The sequence below is a fragment of the Paenibacillus sp. V4I5 genome (assembly GCF_030817255.1).
GTDB lineage: Bacteria > Bacillota > Bacilli > Paenibacillales > NBRC-103111 > Paenibacillus_E.
The window spans coordinates 3,709,290-3,731,722 of sequence record NZ_JAUSZB010000002.1; the positions used below are offsets into that span (position 1 = coordinate 3,709,290).

Sequence of the window (22,433 nt, forward strand, 5' to 3'; positions counted from 1 at the left end):
ATATGAACAAGCGAGAATAATACAATTTCTTTCAAATCTTTGTTCAATGCTAAATAAAGGATCAGATACAACCCAACTCAGTAAATCTCCATTTGGAAACCCTCTTCCAGTATGCTAAAATAAAGTCGAACTTTAGCGAAGAAGGAGACTGTTTTGTCATGAGTGCAAGTAAGAATGCCTACGCGGCTTCACGTGCAAAAGCGAATGGAACGATAACGACAGAGAAGAGCTCTGTTATTTTTTGGATTTTAGTTGTGTTTACGGGCTTGTTTATGTTCTGGGCGCCGTTTCAACGGGCGTTGTTCAATGGTGGAACTTATGATTTTGAGAGAACAATCTACTCGGCTTCGGTATGGTCCTCTATCATCTTGCTACTAATTGCTATACTTGCTTTCTTTGTATTCAAGCTTAAAGAACAGAAAGATGTATTGACCATTCTCGTCTTGCTGATGCCGCTGACTTACGTGATCTCGCTCTCGAATGCAGCCTCTCATTATTTGGCAACGAATATGGTTTACATCCAAATGCTGTATGCAACCTTCTTCATTTTAGGTGTATTTCTGACAAAAAACAAGCTTGGCACGTCGATTCTTGCCAGTTTGCTAATTATTTCCGGTTATTTCATTGTCCTCTTCGGACTTTTGTACTGGTTAGGTAACGGAAACTTCGCTGGGCACTTGGTAGGATGGTTCGCTCTGATGGATGCAGCTAATCCTTACTTGTACCGCGATGCAATTATGACAGACTCTAACGGTTTACGTTTAACCTCTGTTTTCCAATATGCGAATACGTATGCTGCCTTTTTGATTACGTTATCCCTTGGGGCTTTGTTCTGCATAGTGAAGTCACGTAAATGGTACGTCGTATTGCCTCATGCGATCATGTTGGTACCCATCATTATATCTTTTTGGTTGACTCTTTCTCGTGGTGCGATTGTGGTAATTCCGGTTGTTTTCTTAATTATGCTTTTCTTCTTTTCAATTAGTAGACAGATTCTAGCACTCATACAATTTGGTCTAGCATTCGCAGTGTCTCTGGCAATTCTAGAGAAAGTAACAAATATAGGGATTGGATTGCAAAAACAACCTAGTGCATCAGAATCTTGGAACGGTTGGTTAATCCTGCTGATTGCTTCTGTAGTTTTCGCCGTCCTAGCTGTCGTTATTCAACACTTCGTTGCTCCTTGGTTGGAGCGCGTAACGGCTCGTTTCGATGCTAAGAAATTTGCTACTTTCATTCTTCCTGTTGCGGCAATTATAGTTGGTGTGCTGGGAGCCATCCTTATCCTAAGTGACACTGGTTTTAAAAACATTCTTCCAGACAATGTGAAAACACGTGTCGAAAATATTAACTTCCAACAGCACAGCGTTTTGGAGCGAGGAACTTTTTACAAAGATGCTGTGAAGCTCTGGTCAGATTATCCGATCATTGGAGCAGGTGGTGGCGCTTGGGCTTCTTTATATGAAAAGTATCAAAACAACCCTTACACAAGTCGTCAGGCTCATAACTTCGCTCTTCAATACTTGGTTGAGACCGGTGTACTCGGATTCCTTGCCTTTATTGGTTTCGTACTTGCTGTCATGGTATTTTATATACGAAGCTACATCAAAAGTTCACAAGAAAAACGAGATCTGCACTTCCTATTTTTCATTGTAACGATTTCTCTCTTGGTTCACAGTATGATTGACTTTGATTTGAGTTATGTGTATTTAGGTGCTATTTTGTTCCTTGCACTAGGTGGGATGTTGAGTAATAGTACATCGGCTCCGATACGATTAAAGTCTGATTCACTTGCGCTTCACAAAATGTTCCCGGCGGTCCTAGCAGTCTTGTCGATCGTAATGTTCTATATCTCGGCTCAACTAGTCTCGGCGAATGGTTCATATAAGCAGACACTTGAGATTGTTAAAAAGAGTCAGGATTACAACCAAATCGTAACTCCACTGGACAAAGCGATTTCTCTGCACCCTGCTCATCCGGACTATTTGTTAACAGGACAGGTAAGCAGGATCGGAATTCTGCTTCAAGTGTACAATCAGATGCAAAAGGAAGATCCTACGAAAAGCGAAACTTTTTTCAATCAGGCCCAAGACCTTCTTAACCAGTTGTTGAAAAAAGAACCGCATAACCGCATGGTGGCGATGCAGCAGCTCAATATGCTTCTCATCAAAGGAAACAAACAAGAAGCGCTAGACTGGTCCAACGCTCAGATTCCTAATTATCCATGGTATATTGAAATGTATGAAAAGAGTATGTCTCTAGGCATTGATCTTGCGAATCAAGCTAGAGAAAAGAATAATATGCAAGAATACAATACTAGACTCGATAATGCTCTCGCCACTTATAAGGACGTACTTGCGCGCGTTGATTCTCTGAAGAACCTGCCTAAAGAACAATTGCAAGGCCGACCATTTGTAGTAACACCGAGCATGGCTTTAAATGCAGGGCAAATAAGCTATATGCGCGGTGATTATGCAGGTGCAGCTGCCACCATTCAACCGCACATTACTGAAAATCTAGATGACCAAGTTAATCGGCTTCTGGTCAGATGGTATTTAGCTGTTTTACAGAAACAAGGTACCAAAGATCAAGCCCTTTACGATAAACTGATTGCCAAAGATCCGACTGAAAAGCAGGCCATTGAGGCAATTGTTGCTACGAATTTCCCAACGAAATAAAAGAAGTGCCACAGTGATGTGGCGCTTTTTTTGTACTCAAAGAACTAACAACCTATCCATTAACATGGATCAAAATCGATGTTCTTTTGTATCTATTCCCTTTGTACGGTCCCCCACATAAAGAAACCCCCGAAAAGAATCAACGATTCCTTTCGGAGGTTTCCTTGTCGACTAGTCGCGCAGCATCCCCTGATGGGGATGCGGGTGAGTGCCGCAATACTCATCTTCCTCTGAACAAGTGTACACATGCTCATAGACTGGAACACAGTGGTGGCGGTTAACGATTTGAATTGGATGAATAACTTGAACTTTCTGTGGGTGGTAGAAGTCTCTTACGATTCTTTCTGGACTTGTCATGATCGGGTCAGTAGGTGGACATTGATATGGCTTGCCTGGGCCAGGTTGACTAGGTTGGCTAAGTGGGCTGAGTTGGCTAGGTTGGAACGGTTGACTAAGCGGGCTGAGTTGGTTAGGTTTGTAATGATCCATTGACGGGTCAACTCCTCTATAGGTTTATGTTAGTATACGTTTATCCCTAGTCCAATGAATGTACCAATGCCTATTTATCCAATAAATAGGCGGATTTTATGGGCCAAGCAGGTTAAATGTCCAAGCAGACTCGAAAATTGCAGGCTACTAGCACCATGATACCTCTCCCTTTTGCTTCATATATTTGTTACAATTGAGAGATGACATTGATTTGATGGTATCATCCCATCCCCTACGTCTTGAATTCCCATACCTTAGAAGGAGGAGGGAGAATGATGAATCATACAACTCAAAACACGAATTCCGACTTTCGGCATTTAACATACTCTCATGCCCCTGATTATTCGGAGATGCATCTTCATCATAAGCTTTGGAATAGATTGCCCATCAGCTGCGAGGCGAAATTGAGAGAGAATTTGCCTTCGGGCGCCCTTACCAAATCACCGTCAGTGTGGGCGTATCTTCTCTAGAGCTTTGTAGTCCAACTTCGATAGAGGAATTGATTGAACAGGCCGATACGGCGGAGATTACTGCGAAGCAGACGGGGAAGAATAAGGTTGTTGCGGCTTGGGATTTGAATTGAAATCATGCAAAAAGAGACCCTTCACAAGCGAACTTGTGAAGGGTCTCTTTTTTGTTACTATCTGGGAAAGCTTGATGCATAAGGGGGTTAACCCTTATTACATCATGCCGCCCATTCCACCCATGCCGCCCATGTCAGGCATGCCTGGTTTGTCTTTTTCCGGTTTGTCAGCGATAACAGCTTCTGTTGTTAGGAACATAGCTGCTACGGACGCTGCGTTTTGCAGTGCGGAACGAGTTACTTTAGCAGGGTCAACGATACCTGCTTCGAACATGTTCACCCATTGGCCAGTTGCTGCGTTGTAGCCGATACCTACTTTTTCGTTCTTGAGGCGCTCAACGATTACGGAGCCTTCTTGACCAGCGTTAGCTGCGATTGTGCGAACTGGCTCTTCTAGGGAGCGCAGGATGATGTTTACGCCTGTTTGCTCGTCGCCAACAGCTATTACTTTAGCTACTGCGTTGTACACGTTAACTAGGGCTGTACCACCACCAGAAACGATACCTTCTTCAACAGCTGCACGAGTTGCGTTAAGAGCATCTTCGATACGAAGCTTGCGCTCTTTCAGCTCAGTTTCAGTTGCTGCGCCAACTTTGATAACAGCTACGCCGCCAGAAAGTTTAGCCAAACGCTCTTGCAGTTTTTCTTTATCGAAATCGGAAGTTGTTTCTTCCAATTGTGCGCGAATTTGAGTAACACGTGCGCCGATGTCTTTTTTGTCGCCAGCGCCATCAACGATGATGGTGTTCTCTTTGGTTACGCGAATTTGACGCGCGCTACCCAATTGGTCAGGAGTCGTGGATTTCAGATCCAATCCAAGCTCTTCTGTAATCACTTGACCACCAGTTAGTGCAGCGATATCGCCAAGCATAGCTTTACGACGGTCACCGAAACCTGGAGCTTTAACAGCTACGCAAGTGAATGTGCCACGAAGTCTGTTTACAACAAGCGTTGCTTGTGCTTCGCCTTCAACATCTTCAGCAATGATCAGAAGTTGTTTGCCGGATTGAACCACTTTTTCAAGAACAGGCAAGATTTCTTGGATGTTCGAGATTTTTTTGTCAGTGATCAGGATGTATGGGTTGTCAAGGACAGCTTCCATTTTATCCGTATCAGTGATCATGTATGGGGAAGTGTAACCACGGTCGAATTGCATACCTTCTACAACTTCTAGCTCAGTAAGGAATCCTTTGGATTCTTCAACAGTGATAACACCGTCTTTACCTACTTTTTCCATAGCTTCAGCGATCAATTCGCCTACTTCTTCGTCAGCAGCAGAGATTGCCGCTACTTGTGCGATGGATTGTTTGCCTTCGATTGGTTTTGCAATTTTTTGAAGCTCTTCAACAGCTGCTTTAACAGCTTTCTCGATACCTTTGCGGATAACCATTGGGTTAGCGCCTGCAGTTACGTTTTTCAGACCTTCACGGATCATAGCTTGTGCTAGAACCGTTGCAGTTGTTGTACCGTCACCAGCAACATCGTTTGTTTTGGTAGCAACTTCTTTAACAAGTTGTGCTCCCATGTTTTCGAAAGCATCTTCAAGCTCGATTTCTTTTGCAATCGTAACACCGTCATTTGTGATCAACGGACTGCCAAATTTTTTCTCAAGTACAACGTTACGGCCTTTAGGACCGAGGGTTACTTTTACAGCATTAGCCAAAGCATCTACCCCACGAAGCATCGCGCGGCGTGCGTCTTCACTGAACTTAATTTCTTTTGCCATGAATAGGAAACCTCCTCTAATTTAGAACCTGTACATAGTAAGTAGTAAAACGTAAAAACTAAGTATACGTACTGCCGATCTATATCCTGCTAAAATTAGGCTAATACTGCGAGAATGTCGCTTTCGCGCAAGATCAACAGTTCGCGGCCTTCGTATTTCACTTCAGTTCCAGCGTATTTGGAGAAAATGATGCGGTCGCCTTCGCTTACTTCAAGCGGAACACGTACGCCATCTTTCAACGCGCCTGCGCCTACGGCTACAACTTTACCTTCTTGTGGTTTTTCTTTAGCTGTATCTGGCAGCACGATGCCACTTGCAGTAGTCTCCTCTTTCGCAACGGCTTCAATGATTACTCGATCACCTAACGGTCTGATCATGGAAAAATAGCCTCCTTTAGAAAATTGGTAATGGGTTTGTCGATTATTAGCACTCGAATGTGTTTAGTGCTAACAACAATTCTTATGATACTCATTCTGGGAGTAATTTGCAAGTCCTTTTACACATTTTTCATTCTTTCGGACACCCCCCTCATTCTACCCAAATGAAAAACAAATATTCCCTCTCAAAAAAGAAAAACAGCCTGCACGAAACGCAGACTGTTTTATCATTTAGGACCGAACTCCCGCTCCCATTCAGCATCCTTCGCCAACTGTTTACGATAGATGAATCCCGACATAAATACGCTAAACTCATACAAAACAATGAGCGGCAATGCCACTAAGATAGCCGATATCGCATCCGGCGGCGTGATAACCGTAGACAAAATAACAAGCAGCATGTACGCATATCTTCTAAACTTGTGCAGACGATTCGGATTCAAAAGGCGAATCTTCGTGAGGAACATCACGACAATCGGCATCTCAAACACAATGGCCAGTGGAAGAATAATGTTGAACATGAATGTAAAATACTGCGCTGCGCCATACATCTCCGTGATCTCGAGACTCTGGCTAATGGAGGAAGTAAAGTAAAAAGCCATTGGAAAAACAACCCAATAACCGAAGGAAAGACCTCCTAAAAAAAGCAAAAACGCATAAGGAATATAAATAATCGATGCCTTCTGCTCAGACTCGCGCAAGCCAGGCTTAACAAACGCCCATATATGATAAAGAATAACCGGCAGGGTAATAAGAATACCTACGGCCAAACCAAAATTCATATACAAGCGCAGGGCATCCCACGGGGAAAAAACGTTCCAACCGATGCTGTCGGCGGGCGGAATGTTTTTGAGGTAGCGAATGATCGGCTTCGCACAGATTAGTCCGCCTACCATCCCTATGACCAGGACGACCAGTACCCACATGATACGTTTGCGCAGCTCACCAAGGTGCTCTACGAGTGACATTTCTTCGTTCGTTGTCATATTTCACCAACCTGATCTAGTGGATCAAACCTTTAAGGCTGAGGCACTTGTTATGCTGAAAAGAAAGCGGCTAGTCCGGTAGACGCCGCGTGTTGCTTGGCGGCGCGATAGGCGCGGCCTTGGGTGCGCTCGTCGGTGCGGGTGCTGCCGTGGGGGCAGATGCTGCTTCCGTCTGAGCAGGTGCTGTCGGTGTGACCGACGGTGCTTCCACAGCGGAGACTGCTGTCTGAGAGGCAGATGGTTCAGTTGCAGTAGACGAACCCGATTGTGCTAAAGAAGCGTCAACGGGCTGGACAACCGCATGGACAATCTTGGGTTCTGCAGTTGCGGAAGAGACTGACTCCGCTACTTCAGGTGTGGCTGCACTCGGTTCGACAGCCGACTCAACTACTGCGGGAGCTGCCGATACAAACGCCACTGCCGCTCTCTCGGAAGGAGTACCTGCTTCGACAGCGTTTGACGTGGCCGCTCCGCCTTGAGTCGAAACCTGCGGAGCTGGTTTGACCTGCGCCGCCGCTTCTTCAGGCTCATCATTCAGCAGAGCGTGAGCGCCTTTCTTAAAATCGCTGATCGTACGTCCCAGCACGCGACCAATTTCGGGCAGCTTCTGCGGTCCAAATATGACAAGAGCAACAATGGCTATTAATAAGAGCTCGGTGAAACCGATATTTTGGAACATGGACTTCATCTCCATTTTTTTGTTGCGACTTCGACTAAACCGTATAAATAAATGGGCAAACACACAAATCAGCAACGAAATCTCCTAGTGGGTGGTGATACGAAACAAATTCATCCAAATTACCTGCACAAAATGCAGCAAAATGTCCGAATGTGCTAAAAAAACAAATCAGCAGAGTAACCCTTTAACAACTCACACAGCAAAATCAAACATACATATCTTGCAAGCTCTCATCAACTACTGCAAAAAGCTACTGCTAACGCTAGCAGTAGCCACTAGCTAACACTGATAAAACCCACCGTACCCCATCTCCGTGATGTCGCTGCGCACGATAGTCTCGCCCGCGCAAATCCGCGGGAGCAGCACATCAAAGGACGTGTACGGGTCATGCATCACGCAACCCGGCAAGCCCATGATCGGCACATCGCCCAGATAGGCGATCATCAGCATCGAGCCCGGCAGCATCGGCGTGCCGTAGCTGACCACGCGGGCGCCGGCCTGCTTGATCGCACCCGGTGTGCGATCGTCCGGGTCCACGGACATGCCGCCCGTGACCAAGACCAGATCCACGCCCAGCGCTAGCAGCGCGTGGATCTCACCCACAATCGCTTCGCTGTCGTCCGACACGAAGCGCTGGTCTACAACCTCGGAGCCGAGCTGCGCGAGCTTCTCCTTCACAACCGGGCCGAATTTATCCTTGATTCGGCCCTTGAAGACCTCGCTGCCCGTCGTAATAACGCCGACGCGGAGCTTGCGAAACGGCTTCACCTCAAGCAAGGTGAAGCCCTCCTCACGTCGAGCGGCAGCTAGGCGCTCGACCTCTGCAACCTTCGCTTCGTCCACAATCAGCGGGATCACCCGCGTGCCGACCAGTGAAGCGCCTGCCTGAACAACCGTGTTGCTGCGAATCGTCGACAACACGACCTCATCAATAGCGTTCACACTGTCCACGAACGCCTTATCGATCTTGACCAAGCCGTGAATCGCCGATTTCACGTTCACTTTGCCCTCATGCGGCTCTGTCAGCGTGAGGAGCTCTCCAGCTATCGCGTTTGCCATGCGCAGCGCAGCTTCATCCTCATGCAGGTAGCCAGGCTGCAGCTCCATCACATAAATATGCTCTTTGCCGATGCTCAGAAGCGCAGGAATATCGGCCTCAGTCACCTGATGGCCTTTGCGAAACAGGCGCCCTTTGAACTCGCCAGGCAAAATCTGAGTCAGATCATGAGGCAAAATCATACCGATGGCATCTTCGACTTTAACCTCGCGCAGCATGGATTCATGTTTGCTCACCCATGGTCACCTTCTTTACCCGTCAGAATCCCCAGTGCATGCGGAAGCTGATCGATAATCGCCATCAGATTCTCCTGCACACCCTTGGGGCTGCCCGGCAAATTAATGATCAGCGTGCGCCCGCGAATGCCGGATACCGCTCTGGAAAGCATCGCTTTCCGTGTTTTTTGCATCGAAATCATTCGCATGGCTTCTGCAAAACCAGGCGCTACCCGGTCAATCACGTTGAGCGTTGCTTCCGGTGTCACATCTCGGGGAGCTAGTCCCGTGCCGCCAGTCGTTAAAATCAAATCTGCCTGATAATAATCCGTCATTTCTATTAATGAAGCCATGATTTCATCCATCTCATCCGGAACGACCCGGTATTCGATGATCTCGCCTTGAATTTCCTCTTCAATCAGCTCGCGGATTACCTGAGCGCTAGTGTCTTCTCGTTCTCCTCGGTAACCGCGGTCACTGGCTGTCAAAATCGCAACTTTCCAGTGCATCCTTCGTCACCTCTCCCTTGTTAACTGAATGAGATAACCCCACTAACCTGAGTGATCGTCGACTTTCATTTCTATGAAAAAAACTGCTTAATCTGTCTAGTCGCGTCACGGTCAACTATCTTGTCTGTGAAAATCCCCATTTTTGCCGCCTGTTTTGAGGACAAGCAGCGTGGAGCTGATAATCATATCCTTCTCTACTGCTTTGCACATATCGTAGACGGTTAGTGCGGCGGCGGATACGGCAGTTAAAGCCTCCATCTCAACGCCAGTCGGACCCGTCGTCCGGACAGTTGCTTCTATGTATAGTTCATTGTTGCCATTATCAGCAAACTGAATATCAATGCCCGTGAGCGCAATTGGATGGCACATGGGAATCCAGTCTGACGTTTTTTTGGCGGCCATGATGCCTGCCACTTGCGCAACGGCGAGGACGTCGCCTTTTTTCATTTTACCCTGCTTAATTAAATCGAGCGTCTCGCTCTTCATCATTAATGTGGAACGCGCGGTAGCCGTACGTTTCGTCTCTGTTTTGTCCGAAATGTCGACCATTCGTGCTCGTCCCTGCTCATTAAAATGGGTTAATGGGGAAGAATCGGGCAAAGCACTCACCTCTATTTTAGGTTTCTGATTTGAAGACCATTTTGCTCTCGGTGACGATTCCGTCAACTCGGAAATCATGCCAGGAAGAAGGGACCGCAGGAATCAATTGATTATCAAAAGCGGCTGCAAGCGCAAATGGTCTTTTAAGCCCACGAGCAGCAAATAACTGCATGAAGCGATCATAAAAACCGCCCCCATAGCCCAGTCTTCCAAAATCCAAATCAAAAGCAAGCCCTGGCACTAAGATCATAGATAGGGTGGACAAATCGTGTTCAATCTGCACCTCGGCGCGAGGTTCTCTGATGCCCCATGCCCCGCTTTCCACATCTTCATAGCTGCTTATGACATGTAAATTCATTGTTTTCGTATCTGCTACAACCTTCGGCACAAGCACACGAATTCCCTGCTGCCAACACCATTCCATCAGAGGGGCAACATCCGGCTCAGACCGAAAAGGCATATAACTCATGATCGTAGGCGGAGCGGACGTTTCATTCTGTCCATGTCCAAGAAGCCTATCGCTGCATAGTTTTTTTAATCTCTCATTTATGCGTTGCTGCTTCTCTTCACGTTCTTCAGACATGATGGAGGAGCGCAGTTCTTCCATTTCTTTACGTAATTCGATTTTCCGCTCTCGGATGTTCATACTAGCTTCAGCCCTTCCCTAACGAGGAGTGGTTTCCCCCATTTTAACATAAACAAGGAAAAAAACTATACTTGCACTGGGGACCCCAGTCGAATGCGCGTTATTACGGGAAAATGGTCCGAGAATATCGTCGGAATCGCCCATGAAGATTGGACATTGTTCCTATTTGTGAAGATGTGATCGATCCTTTTTCCATCCACAAATGTCGAATTCACACCCGCCCCTAATGGCACATAGGTAAGCTGATCTGTGTCTATTTTGAACGGAAAGGAGTCTAATTCCATATTAAAATCTCCCGCGACAACAAGTGGGTCATCGTAGTTTGTTACCATTTCTGAAATACGAGCAAGTTGAAGGCTTCGATCCTCTTTGGACAGTCCCAAATGCGTGGTGGCTATTCGAACAGGTTCAGAATCAACCTTGATTGTTACCTCTAACAGACTTCTAGTTTCCTTATGACCAGGAAGGAGCGTATAGCTGCTGTCCTCAATCGGATAACGGCTCAGAATCGCATTGCCATATTGACCGGCTGTATAGGTTAAACTAGGTGCAAAACGCATATCCATCCCAAGAAGCTCGGCCAGTTCCTTCGCTTGATCCACATACCCGCTGCGCCAGCGGTAACGATCCACTTCTTGCAAAGCGACGACGTCGGCTTTTTCATTTTGAATGAGATCAGCAATACGTTTTATATTTACTCTACCATCTAAACCTTCACCGTGGTGGATATTAAACGTCATAATCGTGAATGCTGCTGGGGAAGTGGTTGAACTAGACGCGTGAACGGCAGATATGACCTGCCTCCCAATGTCTGATGAGCTTGTTACTCCTTGACATAGAAATATCAACAGAAGCAGGGGCAAGAACGTATAGCTTATATGCTTAGCATGCCTCAAAAGTACCATTTACCCATCCCCCACCCATGCTGATTTATGCAAAATTAAGCATACGATGCCCTCGTTCATGGTGTATACTAGTGAATTGATGGGATTTATAAGCCAACGAAAGGGCGGGCTTGGACAGGTCCTTTCATTAATAAGCAGGAGGTAGCAGCAGATGCTATTACAGGTTTCTAACATTTCAAAAAGCTATGGGGTACGTTCCGTACTCTCCAATATAACGCTTCAAATCGAAAACAGGGAACGGATCGGTTTAGTTGGCGTGAATGGCGCCGGTAAATCGACGCTGCTCCAAATTATTGCCGGCGAAATGTCCTATGACAGCGGTGACTTATTTAAGGCGAAGGAAACGAAAATCGGCTATTTGAAGCAAAACAGCGGACTGCAAACGGACAAGTCTATCTGGAACGAGCTGCTCAGCGTGTTTAGTTCCTTGCTAGAGACAGAGCGAGAGCTTCGTGAGCTTGAAGCGTTAATGGCAGACCCTAATTTGATCTCGGACGAAAAAAAGTACGAAACTACGATGAATCGTTACGCTTTGCGCTCCGAATGGTTCCGTGAACATGGGGGCTATGAAATTGAAGCCAAAATCCGCGGCATTTTACACGGGATGGGCTTCGGTCAGTTTCCTCCGGATACGTTAGTCAAAACGCTTAGCGGCGGTCAGAAAACAAGGCTTGCACTTGCCAAAATGCTGCTCGAAGAACCCGATCTTCTGATGCTCGATGAGCCGACGAACCATTTGGACATTCCAACGCTAACTTGGCTGGAAGGTTATTTACGCGGCTATCCGGGCGCTATTCTGGTCGTGTCTCATGACCGTTTTTTCCTGGATGCTTTGGTGACATCTATTTATGAAATTGAGCGAAATGCTTCCAAACGATATACCGGGAACTACTCCCGATTCATCGAGATTAAAGAAGCTAATTATGAGATCGAAATGAAGCAGTTCGAGAAGCAGCAGGATGAAATTGCGAAGCTGGAGGATTTTGTTCAGCGCAACATTGTGCGTGCTTCCACGACGAAGAGAGCGCAGAGCCGCCGCAAGCAGCTGGAAAAAATGGATCGACTCGATAAGCCGATGGGGGATTTGAAGCGGGCATCGTTTTCTTTTGAAATCGAGCAAACCTCCGGTAAGGAAGTGCTGCAGGTTGATCGTTTGGCGCTTTCCTATGATGGCAAGAACCGATTGCTCGATGGCGTCTCCTTCCAGCTTCGTCGTTCGGAAACCGCTGCACTCATTGGACCCAACGGTGTGGGTAAATCCACCTTGCTCAAAACATTAATTGGTCAGCACAAACAAGACGCAGGCACCTTCAAGTGGGGCGCTGGCGTCACAATTGGCTATTACGATCAGGAGCAAACAGGACTGACCCCTACCAACAATGTGCTGGAAGAAGTGTGGAATACGTATCCGCATCTGGAAGAAGCACGCATTCGGACTGTGCTCGGGAGCTTTCTTTTTAGCGGCGAAGATGTTTTCAAAAAGGTTGCTGCCTTAAGCGGCGGGGAAAAGGCCCGCGTAGCCCTAGCTAAGCTGATGCTGCAAAAAGCGAATGTTTTGATCCTCGATGAGCCTACCAACCATTTGGATTTGTACAGTAAAGAGGTTTTGGAATCGGCATTGATGGACTACGAGGGCACTCTCCTCTTCATCTCTCATGACCGTTACTTTCTGAACAAGATGGCTGAGAGCATGCTCGATCTGCAGAAGGATGGGCTAACGAGCTATCTTGGCAACTACGACGATTACGTGGAGAAAAAGGCCGAGCTCGCCGAGATGGAAGCGAAGCGTCTGGCTAAAGAAGCGGAGAAGAAGGCTGCTGGAGGCAGCGGTTCGGCTGGGAAAAGTGAACCTGTGAGTGGCGGTGGGTATGAAGCAGACAAGCTTGCGAAGCGCGAAGAACGCAGCCGCCAGCGCAAGCTGGAACAGCTCGAGCTCGACATCGCTCGGTTGGAAGATGAAGTGTCCGCCTTGGAGGCGGAGCTTGCTGATCCAGCTGTGTATAACAACTACGTGCTCGTTCAAGAGAAGACCGCTGCTGTTGATGAGCGGAAGATTGCGCTCGCTGCTTGTTATGAGGAGTGGGAGCTTTTGTTGGCTTGATAGGTTATCACTCAGTGGATCAATGCCTCGGAAGCGAGAATTTGTTGGACTGAGCGTGCGAATTTGGACCGTGAGGTAGCCTGAGAGGATCTAAAACGACCTCTCAGCTGGTCAATGCCTCAGTGGCGGGGTTTTTCTGAGCTGAGAGCGATGATTTCGACCTCTCAGACGCATTTCCGCTCGTGAGGCAGCCTGAGAGGATCTAAATCGACCTCTCAGCGGATTCATGTCCCTATGAGCGGGGATTTTCTGTTTCCAGCTCCTGCAATCGAAGGAGCTGCATTGGTACAGCGACGAAAATGATCAACGTCGCTGCTGCAACAATGCCGGAGTCGTTAAGCAGCAGCGCTGCGATGGCTCCGATCATATTGGCCGAGAACCCGTACATCCAGTACGGGTATTTGTGCTGCCACAAGCGGAGTCGGCCGCGGGGACGGAGCACAAGTACAGTCATCACGAAGAGGCTGGTGATGAGCACTTTGCTCCATGCGGATGCACGAAGCAAGTGCACGTTCATCCGCAGCTTGCGCTCGATCAGCTGTCCGATCTGATCGAAGTGCCCGGCGTGCAGCGCGTGAAACGCGCGCCCGACATGGCTCTCCCGCGCGAATGCCGCGGGAGAATCGGCGCTGTTGAGCAGCCACAGCGCCCCAAGCCCCAGCGCGAGCAGCGCCGACAGCAGGGCTGCGCCCCTGCCTAGGCGCAGCTCGCGCCAACGTTCGCCGGCGAAGCAATGCGCGCCGGCTACGCCGAAGGCGACCGCGGCGCTCAAGGCGCCGCCCGCGTTCGCGCCGAGTGACGGTGCCGCCAGGCACCCTGCCACGAGCAAGAACGCCCCGCACGCGAGCAGCGCGGGCTTCCCACCCCCATGACGGCGCTGCAAGGCTGCCGTCACGCCAAGTACGAGGGCGCCGATCAAGACGCCCATGTATTCATTCCCGATGCCGTAGTAGCGGGCGCCGATCATCGGATCATAACCCAGAATGGAATACTTCATGGCATAGGCTCCTGTACAGGTATCCAGGGTTATGATCAAAGCGCTCCCTAGGCCGAGCCAGATCATGGCTGTGGATAGGCGGCATTTTTCCATAACAACAGAAATAAGCAGCGTGGACACAATAAAAAAGGCAATCAGCACCCGCATCGTTCCTTCTATCCCTATTCTTGTTGTCAGAGGAACAACCAACCAGCCCATCAACAGCATGACAGCAGGCGCCGTGAGCAACGAGAAAAGCAGCGTACGCACACTCCTGCGCCAAGGCACTGCCCCTTCCAAATACCCATGGTCTGCTGCTCTCCTTTTTATCCATAAGCCATAGATCAAACTTATTAACAGAACGAGCATTTCATAAGTAACAAACGGGTATAGCAGCAGCGGCCTACTGCGGTAAATCATCTGGATACTGCTCTGTTCACTGACAAGCCCAGCAAGAACGTCATTTTTCTCCATATAGGATAAAGGAATGCCCATCAGCTCACTCGGGACCGGGATGTTGAACTCTTTTAACAGCGAACTTGTGAAATCTGGCGCCGTGACTACACCTTGCCTGCGAGTAGATTCCGAAACTAATATTGCTCCTCTGCTGTCGGTCGTGTAATGAAGGAGAGGAGATAAATAGGCTTTAGCTCTAGCCGCCTCACTATTTACCTCTGGAGAGAAAATCCACAAGCTTTCCTCTTCCGTCATTCCTGCCGCAACTTGCCCTAACCATTGATCCATTTCCCTCAATATTTGCCCTTTCAATTGCGTGAAACGTTCCTCGTTGTAATGCTCTTTATCCATGTAAAGTCTGTACAAATCACCTAATTCAATTAGTGTAATGCCGGGCAGCATCCTTTTTTCCCACAAAGAACGCAATTGTGCATAATTGGTACTAACACCGTACGGCCTATCCACAACCACAGTTATCACGTCATCTCCGATTGCACCTTTGTCCACAAAACCATTGGAATCCATGAGCATAAGCGGGCTGAAGCGCCGCAATTTCTTTTCTTCAATGCCTGATCTCTTCCCCAAATCACTGCTCCCCAGCACGGAACGAAAAACACCATACTCCTTCAAAAATTCCCCTAGGGTGCCTGGTTCATAAGCTTGGTTCTCATTAGCCCGCTGCAGCATCGTGATGTCAGGCACGAGCACAGCGTCAGCCTCAATCGGTTTAACTTCCCCATAGCGGCCTATGTAACGATTCATAAGTTCGGAAAAATGAATTCCTTGCCTGGTTTCTTTTGCTGCAAAAGCCTGCACTTCTGCGATTCCTACGGAAGGTGCTCCTGCTCCCAAAGAGACATATACGTCTCTCATCGTTCTGCTCAATGTACGAATATTCATAGCTCCAATTGCACTTAACTCCGTCAGCTTCCGTAAATGGGGCAGTTCCACTAGTTGATCTGGCCGGAGCTCCAAAAATGATAAACCCGGTATCGAAACCACCGTTACCTGCTTGGACTTTACTTCGTTGTGGATGGATGGGTCGATTCCAGCTTGTATTCCCTCCGCGCTTGTGGACAACTCTAACCATAACGTTAAGATACCCACAACTATGCCTGCTATTTTTAGTTTCATGTGTATTCACCCACAGTTTTTTCTCTTAGCATTTTCATCCAAGTGAAAAGCTATCCACTGCCGGATTGTTCCGATAATTTAAAGTGGGATGATTTTCGCCCAATAACTTATCCACATCGTTATCCACAAAAAAAGAGAGGCAAAATCCGCCTCCCTCTGCGCTAATCCTTCGTTTTCCACAATCTTATCCACATTGTCCACAAAAAAAATGTGAAAAAGTTATTCTTCTCCGTATTCTTTTAAAAGCGTTGGTAACCGTGGGTTTGCTCTAGTTATGCACATTGTACACAGGGTATGTGAATAACTTTGCACACAAGCTGTGTATATATCTAAGTTTTCTTACAATTTGATATTGTTTAGTCGTTTATCACGCCGTCGTGGCTTCGGTTGGAGCCGCTGCGCTATTTTGCATACGAATGGCTTGGTTGCAGGCTGAGATAAAAGCTTTCGCTACCGCAACAAGCACATCCTGGTCAATGCCTGTATTTTTGTAAGTTTGGCCGCCCACTGAGATAGTGACTTCAGCTTCTCCAGTTGCTTTTTCACCTGTGGATAACGAATGAAGCTCCAGATCGGAGAAATCCACAGCCATCGGAATTGCTTGTCGAAGGCACTGTACGATTGCTTCAATCGGTCCTTCACCTGTTCCCGAGTACACATTTTCAACACCTGTTTGATTGTTCTTTACCGACACGGATGCGACCCGATTGCGATCACTGCTGGAAACGACTTGCATATGTGTCAGAGTAAATGGCTCCATTTGCCCATCAACGGTTGAGCCTACAAGTTCCATGAGTTGATCGTCAGTCACCATTTTCTGGTCATCTGCTTTTTCTTTGAATCTGGTATACAGTGTATCCAGTTCTTCGCCCGTAAGCTCAATGCCAAATTGTAGGGCGCGATGTTTAAGCGCGTGACGTCCTGAATGCTTACCAAGGATGATCATGGACCGTGGAATGCCCAGCTTTTCCGGATCCATAATTTCGTACGTATTGCGATTTTTCAGCAGCCCATCTTGATGGATACCCGCTTCGTGCTGGAAAGCATTACGGCCGACAATCGGCTTATTGTACGCAATGGGGAAGCCCATGATGCGGCTGACCATTTTGGATGTGTTGAAAATTTCACTAGATACGATCCCTGTTTCCACACCCATGGTTTGCTTACGAGTCTCAATGGCCATAACGAGTTCCTCTAGAGAACAGTTGCCTGCGCGTTCCCCTACACCATTAACGGTTACTTCCACATGTGTGACTCCTGCAGCAATAGCCGCAAGGCTATTTGCAACAGCAAGACCCAAATCATTATGGCAATGCGCGCTGTATTCCACGGTGTCACCGCCTCTAACACTTTGACGCACTCTACGGAACATTGCTCCGTATTCTTCCGGCAGCGCGTAGCCTACTGTGTCAGGAATGTTAAGTATGGTTGCTCCCTCAGCAATGACCGCCTCGAGCACTTCAAACAGGAATTCGTCCCCTGTTCGCGTTGCGTCCATCGGTGAGAATTCGATCCGATCAACGAATTGCTTCGTATAGGCGACCATGGAGCGAGCCATCTCTACCACCTGTTGACGGGATTTGCGAAGTTGGAAATCCAGATGGATATCCGATGAGGAGAGGAACATGTGAATGCGTCTTGAAGCAGCATCCTGTGTGGCTTTCACTGCCGAGTCAATATCCGCCTTAACGGCGCGGGCGAAGCCGCAAATCTCTATGCTCTGCAGTTCACGTGAAATTTGCTGCACCGCCTGAAAATCGCCAGGACTTGATATCGGGAAGCCCGGCTCGATCGTATCCACACCCATTTTCGCGAGCTGCCTTGCGATACGAATCTTTTCTTCCGGATATAGTGAGGCTCCTGGCGCCTGTTCACCATCTCTTAGTGTCGTGTCAAAAATGCGAATACGTCGATTTGTGTTATTGTTGTTGATTTCCATGGTTATTCCTCCTCAAGGTTAGGCCAGACCTGCTGGCAATGTTCTTTTATGGTTTAAAAATGAAAATGAATCGTGCTACGACTGACTTATGTGTCTCCACGTTACTTTAGTGCTGTTTTTCATCGCTAATGTAAGCGGCAAGGCTTTTCTTGAGACGTTAGCGATGTTTTTCATCGTTACAGAGGCTTGCTGAGATAATTTATTAAGCCACCGCAAAAAAACAACAAAAAGACCCGTCATCTCCACATAAGAGACGACGGGTCTTCACCCAGCGCGGTACCACTCTTGTTGGCTCCAATTCAACGGAGCCCACCTCAGACATAGTGCAGCAAAGCTAGCTGCTGCTCTATGTCACCAGATCACGGAGGTCATCCGTTCATCCCTAACAGCATTATGACTGGCTGATCAGGATGACCGCTTCCAAGCGAGTTCGGGGCATTCACGGTCTGCGTCGCATCAACCCGCAGCTTTCTGTACCGTACAAGTGAGCCCTTACTACTCTTGTTCATCGCGTTTGTTATATGTTCATGTTCCTTCATCGCATTTGTTCATGTTCGCTTCAAGTTTCAGAACAACCAAAAAAGCCTGCCATCTCTATAAAAGAGACGACAGGCTTGAACCTTCCGCGGTACCACTCTAATTGATCCGAGCTGTTACACTCGAAACCACTCATGTACCTGATCACGGGGGTCAACCGTCAAGACCTACTTGGGTGCTGGATCCTTGGCATCCTTATCAGTCTTACCGCTCCCGGGCGAGTTCAGGTACCGTTTCGTCTGTGCTTTCACCAAGCGCACAGCTCTCTGAGCGAAACTACTGTTCCTTACTAATCCCGTTCGTTGCGTTTGAAAGTATTGATTGTGATTATAATATGCAGCTTTGGCAAAGTCAATACAGTTGTCAGAAAATTTATTTTATTGACTTTACCACTCTTCAAGCTTGAGCTGAGGCTCTGCTTTCAGTTCCATGGAGTCGAATTCCTGCTTATCCCACTTGAGGAAAGCGGCTGCGCCTATCATCGCAGCGTTGTCTGTGCAGAGGCCGAGCGGTGGCACGAGCAGCGGCACATTTAGCTGCTCGCAGCGCTCGGCGAGCCTGCTGCGCAGCCCTTTGTTTGCGGCGACACCGCCCGCGAGCAAAAGCTGCTTCGCACCGTATTCACGCACGGCGCGGTCAGCCTTCTCCACAAGCACGTCGATGACGGAGGCTTGGAAGCCCTTGGCAATCTGTGCGACTTGAACGGCCTCGCCGCGCATCTTGCTTTGGTTGACGACGTTCAGCACAGCGGATTTCAATCCGCTGAAGCTGAAGTCGTAAGAGTCTGCCTCGAGCCACGAGCGAGGCATCTTAATCTCAGACTCGGCTTCCTGCGCAAGCCGATCTACGTGCGGTCCGCCCGGGTAAGGCAGGCCCATCGCCCGCGCGATTTTGTCGTAGGCCTCGCCAGCCGCATCATCGCGCGTTCGCCCGATGATGCGGAATTGGCCCGGCCCCTCCATGAGAATCAACTCCGTGTGTCCGCCGGACACAACGAGCGAGATCAACGGATACTCGAGCTCATGCACAAGTTGATTCGCATAAATATGCCCCGCAATATGGTGAACACCAATCAGCGGCAGGTCTAAGGCACAGGCTAGCGCTTTGCCCGCAACGACGCCCACTAACAGGGCCCCGATTAATCCGGGTCCTTCGGTTACGGCTATCGCGGACAGCTCCTGCAGCGTTACGCCCGCTTTCTCGACGGCTTCCTCCAGCATCCATGTGATCGACTCCACATGCTTACGGGAAGCCACCTCCGGCACCACACCGCCATAGCGTTGGTGCGTTTCGATCTGGCTGGAAATCACATTGGACCGAATGATTTTACCATTTTCGACAATGGCTACAGAGGTTTCGTCACAGCTCGTTTCAATGGCCAAAATATAAACCGGCTTTTCACTCTTTTGCTCTTGCCCTACTTCTCTAGTCAAATTCGTCACCTATCCGAAAGCCTCAATCCCCGAGACTATCCTTTCTTCTCTTAGGCAAGTCCGCCCACATAATGACAGCATCCTCGCGATTATCCGTGTAATATCCTCTACGTACGCCAACAGAGCGGAATCCGACTTTTTCGTACAAATTTTGCGCAACGTTGTTCGAGGCCCGAACCTCAAGTGTCATCCGAATAGCCCCTAAGAAAGCAGCAGTTTTCATCAGCTCCCGAAGTAAACGTTCCCCCAATTTACGTCCTCTATACGTATTCCGAACTGCCACATTCGTGACATGCGCTTCCTCCATGATGAGCCACATGCCGCCATACCCGGCGACCTCACCTTCGATATCCATAATCATATAATGAGCGAACTGATTGTTCGTTAATTCATTCTCAAAAGCACCTTTTGTCCAAGGCGTCGTGAACGCTTCTTGCTCGATTTCACAAATAAAAGGGATGTCTTCCATTTGCATGGAACGGAACACCAACGAGTTTTCGGTTGTTTGCGGTTGTCGCTGCTCCATCATTAATGATCCCCTTTCTTCGTCTTAATCCCGGCAAGTAAATTTGCTTCGGCCTCCGGAAGTCTGGTGTAATTAGGGACAAACGTATGTACATCTGCCTTCTCCCCTTTAGCCAGCCTCGGATAGGCTAGTCTCCCGATATATTCGGCCTCAATGCCATAGGAACGTATACGAACGACTCCGTCCCAATCCTGTGCGAATTGTTCAAGCTCTGCCTTGAAGCCCTCGGTTTCACCCACAAACAGAATCTCTTGGGGCCTTTGTCCTTGCGAAGATGCTGCTAAATGAATGATTTGCTCCGTCCAAGTTCCAATGATTCGAATGCCATCAGGCAGAACTTCTTGCCAGCTTGCCCCTAGCTCTCCACTAGCTGTTATCGGAGATGCCCCCTCATAGGCATAGACGGCTGTGAAAGCCTGCTTACGCCTGCCATCCATGAGCGGAACCACCCAAGTCGACCCATTTCCGGTCGCGCTCTGCTCTTTCATAGCACCGCCAAGTGCCATTGCTTCTAAGCTGGACACACCAATGAGATCCAGACTTAACGACCATGCGAAAGTTTTGGCAACAGACACAGCAATACGAACCCCTGTATAAGAGCCGGGGCCCTGGCCAACAGCGACCGATTGAAGGTCCTTGGGTTTGAGATGTAAACTCGCAAGCAATTCTTGAATATGGGGAAGAAGCCCGATCGAGTGATTCCGTTCAGCGTAGGAGCTGACCTCGCCCAACATGTTTCCATTTTCCAAAATAGCAACTGTCATTGCAGATGTTGAGGTATCGATGGCTAAGCATCGTCCTACATTCATTGTCCGTTCTGTCATTGTAAATGTCCGTTCTCCTTCATTTGTAAACACCAGCTCTGATACGGGGCTCCGTGCGGAGTCAGGTGAAATACTCTGGTTTGATCATCCTTCTGGGCAATCGTGATCGCTAATCTCTCTAGCGGCAAAAGATCTTCAATTAAGCTTGACCATTCGATCAGCGTAACACCGGTTCCATAAAAATAATCGCCCAGTCCTAGTTCATCTGCTTCCTCTTGGGAAATGCGGTACATATCCATATGGTAGAAAGGAAGCTCGGCTCCCTCGTATTCTTTGATAATGGTAAATGTAGGCGAGTTGACGGTTTCGGTAATTCCCATCGCTCTGGCAAAGCCTTGCGAAAACCTCGTTTTTCCCGCACCCAGATCGCCATCTAGTGTAAAGACGGTGCCAGGCTGCAAATAGGCGGCCAGCAATCTCCCTAGTTTATCGGTATCTTCCTCATGCTGGGAGTTATACGTAAATGTGGATTGAGGCAAGTAGATCTCATCCCTTTCTTTCCGTTTGCGCGTGCTGCTCCTATTATAGTCCTCGCTAGTAGGGAACATCAACTCTGTAATTGAAAAAGCCCGCCCCAAGATAACTCGGAGCAGGCTTTGCTGTTCATTCACATCCACTACAGAACCTCTTCTAACTCTTGAACCGCCACGACCCGAGAATCTGCCGGGTTTTCTTCTGCATGAACTTTGGCAACTGCTTTGCCGGAATCCACACTGTCGATCCAGACAGGGAGGCCATTTAACTCAACGTGAATCTTCTCATCTGCGGCTAAAATTTCTTGAGCGCGATGAATGTTCATGGCTCATCCAATACGGATTCCGGATGATCCATCGTATCCGTTGTCGAGGATTCGATCAATCCATTGTGCATGGTGACGTTACCGCCTCCCAAGCCTTCATTAATCATGCGATCAATGTCCATGAAATGATCATCTTTGCCTTCACTGATCGTATCTTGGGATGCATTTGAATCTTGTGCCATCCGTAATCCCTCCTTAGCTTAGATTAGCTTCATGGTAATCAACTTTCGCTTTTAACGTACCCACTCAGGGGGCAAT

Annotated in this window: 21 protein-coding genes and 2 other annotated features; of the genes, 3 read left to right on the plus strand and 18 right to left on the minus strand. The window is 48.1% G+C overall.

Translation table 11 applies throughout. The features are described 5' to 3' along the window. Positions 1 to 158 precede the first annotated feature (158 nt). Positions 159 to 2,678 (plus strand): O-antigen ligase family protein, encoded by a 2,520-nt coding sequence (locus QFZ78_RS18720; RefSeq protein ID WP_307549812.1) that lies wholly within the window; start codon positions 159 to 161, stop codon positions 2,676 to 2,678. A gap of 171 nt (positions 2,679 to 2,849) precedes the next feature. Here QFZ78_RS18720 and QFZ78_RS18725 read toward each other — a convergent pair whose 3' ends face one another. Then, on the minus strand, positions 2,850 to 3,167 hold the full coding sequence (locus QFZ78_RS18725) for a hypothetical protein (RefSeq protein WP_307549814.1): 318 nt from the start codon (positions 3,165 to 3,167) through the stop codon (positions 2,850 to 2,852). Between the two features lie 403 nt (positions 3,168 to 3,570). On the opposite strand from QFZ78_RS18725, the gene QFZ78_RS38595 reads away from it, so the two are divergent. Then, the gene (locus tag QFZ78_RS38595; RefSeq protein ID WP_373461128.1) at positions 3,571 to 3,750 is read left to right on the plus strand and encodes a diguanylate cyclase domain-containing protein; all 180 of its coding nucleotides are present in this window, start codon (positions 3,571 to 3,573) and stop codon (positions 3,748 to 3,750) included. Between the two features lie 97 nt (positions 3,751 to 3,847). Here QFZ78_RS38595 and groL read toward each other — a convergent pair whose 3' ends face one another. The 9 genes from groL to QFZ78_RS18770 form a co-directional block, all read right to left on the minus strand. Then, a complete protein-coding gene (groL, locus tag QFZ78_RS18730; protein ID WP_307549816.1) occupies positions 3,848 to 5,476 on the minus strand; it encodes a chaperonin GroEL in 1,629 nt (542 codons plus the stop codon). Between the two features lie 95 nt (positions 5,477 to 5,571). Next, positions 5,572 to 5,853 carry a co-chaperone GroES gene (groES, locus tag QFZ78_RS18735; RefSeq protein WP_028553854.1) on the minus strand — a complete coding sequence of 94 codons (282 nt, stop codon included), beginning with the start codon at positions 5,851 to 5,853 and terminating at the stop codon, positions 5,572 to 5,574. A gap of 227 nt (positions 5,854 to 6,080) precedes the next feature. Then, positions 6,081 to 6,839, minus strand: a complete 759-nt coding sequence (gene tatC, locus QFZ78_RS18740; RefSeq protein ID WP_307549817.1) for a twin-arginine translocase subunit TatC — start codon at positions 6,837 to 6,839, stop codon at positions 6,081 to 6,083. A gap of 70 nt (positions 6,840 to 6,909) precedes the next feature. Further along, positions 6,910 to 7,518 (minus strand): twin-arginine translocase TatA/TatE family subunit, encoded by a 609-nt coding sequence (locus QFZ78_RS18745; RefSeq protein WP_307549819.1) that lies wholly within the window; start codon positions 7,516 to 7,518, stop codon positions 6,910 to 6,912. Between the two features lie 279 nt (positions 7,519 to 7,797). Beyond that, a complete protein-coding gene (locus QFZ78_RS18750; RefSeq protein WP_307555784.1) occupies positions 7,798 to 8,793 on the minus strand; it encodes a molybdopterin-binding protein in 996 nt (331 codons plus the stop codon). 14 nt (positions 8,794 to 8,807) lie between these two features. After that, on the minus strand, positions 8,808 to 9,299 hold the full coding sequence (locus tag QFZ78_RS18755; RefSeq protein ID WP_029197035.1) for a MogA/MoaB family molybdenum cofactor biosynthesis protein: 492 nt from the start codon (positions 9,297 to 9,299) through the stop codon (positions 8,808 to 8,810). A gap of 111 nt (positions 9,300 to 9,410) precedes the next feature. Beyond that, positions 9,411 to 9,899, minus strand: coding sequence for a cyclic pyranopterin monophosphate synthase MoaC (gene moaC, locus QFZ78_RS18760; RefSeq protein ID WP_281365723.1), 489 nt, complete (start codon positions 9,897 to 9,899; stop codon positions 9,411 to 9,413). A 16-nt stretch (positions 9,900 to 9,915) separates the two neighbouring features. After that, positions 9,916 to 10,545 (minus strand): 5-formyltetrahydrofolate cyclo-ligase, encoded by a 630-nt coding sequence (locus tag QFZ78_RS18765; RefSeq protein WP_307549822.1) that lies wholly within the window; start codon positions 10,543 to 10,545, stop codon positions 9,916 to 9,918. Positions 10,546 to 10,610: 65 nt separating this feature from the next. Further along, positions 10,611 to 11,450 (minus strand): endonuclease/exonuclease/phosphatase family protein, encoded by an 840-nt coding sequence (locus QFZ78_RS18770; protein WP_307549823.1) that lies wholly within the window; start codon positions 11,448 to 11,450, stop codon positions 10,611 to 10,613. 151 nt (positions 11,451 to 11,601) lie between these two features. Here QFZ78_RS18770 and QFZ78_RS18775 point away from each other — a divergent pair, with 151 nt between their 5' ends. Further along, positions 11,602 to 13,551 (plus strand): ABC-F family ATP-binding cassette domain-containing protein, encoded by a 1,950-nt coding sequence (locus QFZ78_RS18775; protein WP_307549825.1) that lies wholly within the window; start codon positions 11,602 to 11,604, stop codon positions 13,549 to 13,551. A gap of 232 nt (positions 13,552 to 13,783) precedes the next feature. Here QFZ78_RS18775 and QFZ78_RS18780 read toward each other — a convergent pair whose 3' ends face one another. The 8 genes from QFZ78_RS18780 to QFZ78_RS18815 form a co-directional block, all read right to left on the minus strand. Continuing rightward, on the minus strand, positions 13,784 to 16,117 hold the full coding sequence (locus QFZ78_RS18780) for a hypothetical protein (protein WP_307549827.1): 2,334 nt from the start codon (positions 16,115 to 16,117) through the stop codon (positions 13,784 to 13,786). A gap of 367 nt (positions 16,118 to 16,484) precedes the next feature. Then, on the minus strand, positions 16,485 to 18,056 hold the full coding sequence (locus tag QFZ78_RS18785; RefSeq protein ID WP_307549829.1) for a 2-isopropylmalate synthase: 1,572 nt from the start codon (positions 18,054 to 18,056) through the stop codon (positions 16,485 to 16,487). 246 nt (positions 18,057 to 18,302) lie between these two features. After that, positions 18,303 to 18,574: a binding site (T-box leader), on the minus strand. An 80-nt stretch (positions 18,575 to 18,654) separates the two neighbouring features. After that, positions 18,655 to 18,905: a binding site (T-box leader), on the minus strand. Positions 18,906 to 18,979: 74 nt separating this feature from the next. Beyond that, positions 18,980 to 20,035: a tRNA (adenosine(37)-N6)-threonylcarbamoyltransferase complex transferase subunit TsaD gene (gene tsaD / locus QFZ78_RS18790; RefSeq protein ID WP_373461047.1), complete on the minus strand. Its 1,056-nt coding sequence runs from the start codon at positions 20,033 to 20,035 to the stop codon at positions 18,980 to 18,982. A gap of 13 nt (positions 20,036 to 20,048) precedes the next feature. Beyond that, a complete protein-coding gene (gene rimI, locus QFZ78_RS18795; protein WP_373460336.1) occupies positions 20,049 to 20,555 on the minus strand; it encodes a ribosomal protein S18-alanine N-acetyltransferase in 507 nt (168 codons plus the stop codon). After that, on the minus strand, positions 20,555 to 21,376 hold the full coding sequence (tsaB, locus tag QFZ78_RS18800; protein WP_307549833.1) for a tRNA (adenosine(37)-N6)-threonylcarbamoyltransferase complex dimerization subunit type 1 TsaB: 822 nt from the start codon (positions 21,374 to 21,376) through the stop codon (positions 20,555 to 20,557). The genes rimI and tsaB overlap by 1 nt, the downstream gene beginning before the upstream one ends. Further along, positions 21,373 to 21,855: a tRNA (adenosine(37)-N6)-threonylcarbamoyltransferase complex ATPase subunit type 1 TsaE gene (gene tsaE, locus QFZ78_RS18805; protein ID WP_307555789.1), complete on the minus strand. Its 483-nt coding sequence runs from the start codon at positions 21,853 to 21,855 to the stop codon at positions 21,373 to 21,375. The genes tsaB and tsaE overlap by 4 nt, the downstream gene beginning before the upstream one ends. Positions 21,856 to 21,992: 137 nt before the next feature. Then, positions 21,993 to 22,175 (minus strand): H-type small acid-soluble spore protein, encoded by a 183-nt coding sequence (locus QFZ78_RS18810; RefSeq protein WP_307549835.1) that lies wholly within the window; start codon positions 22,173 to 22,175, stop codon positions 21,993 to 21,995. Next, complete coding sequence (locus tag QFZ78_RS18815) at positions 22,172 to 22,357, minus strand: hypothetical protein (RefSeq protein ID WP_307549837.1); 186 nt, start codon at positions 22,355 to 22,357, stop codon at positions 22,172 to 22,174. The genes QFZ78_RS18810 and QFZ78_RS18815 overlap by 4 nt, the downstream gene beginning before the upstream one ends. Positions 22,358 to 22,433: the final 76 nt, after the last annotated feature.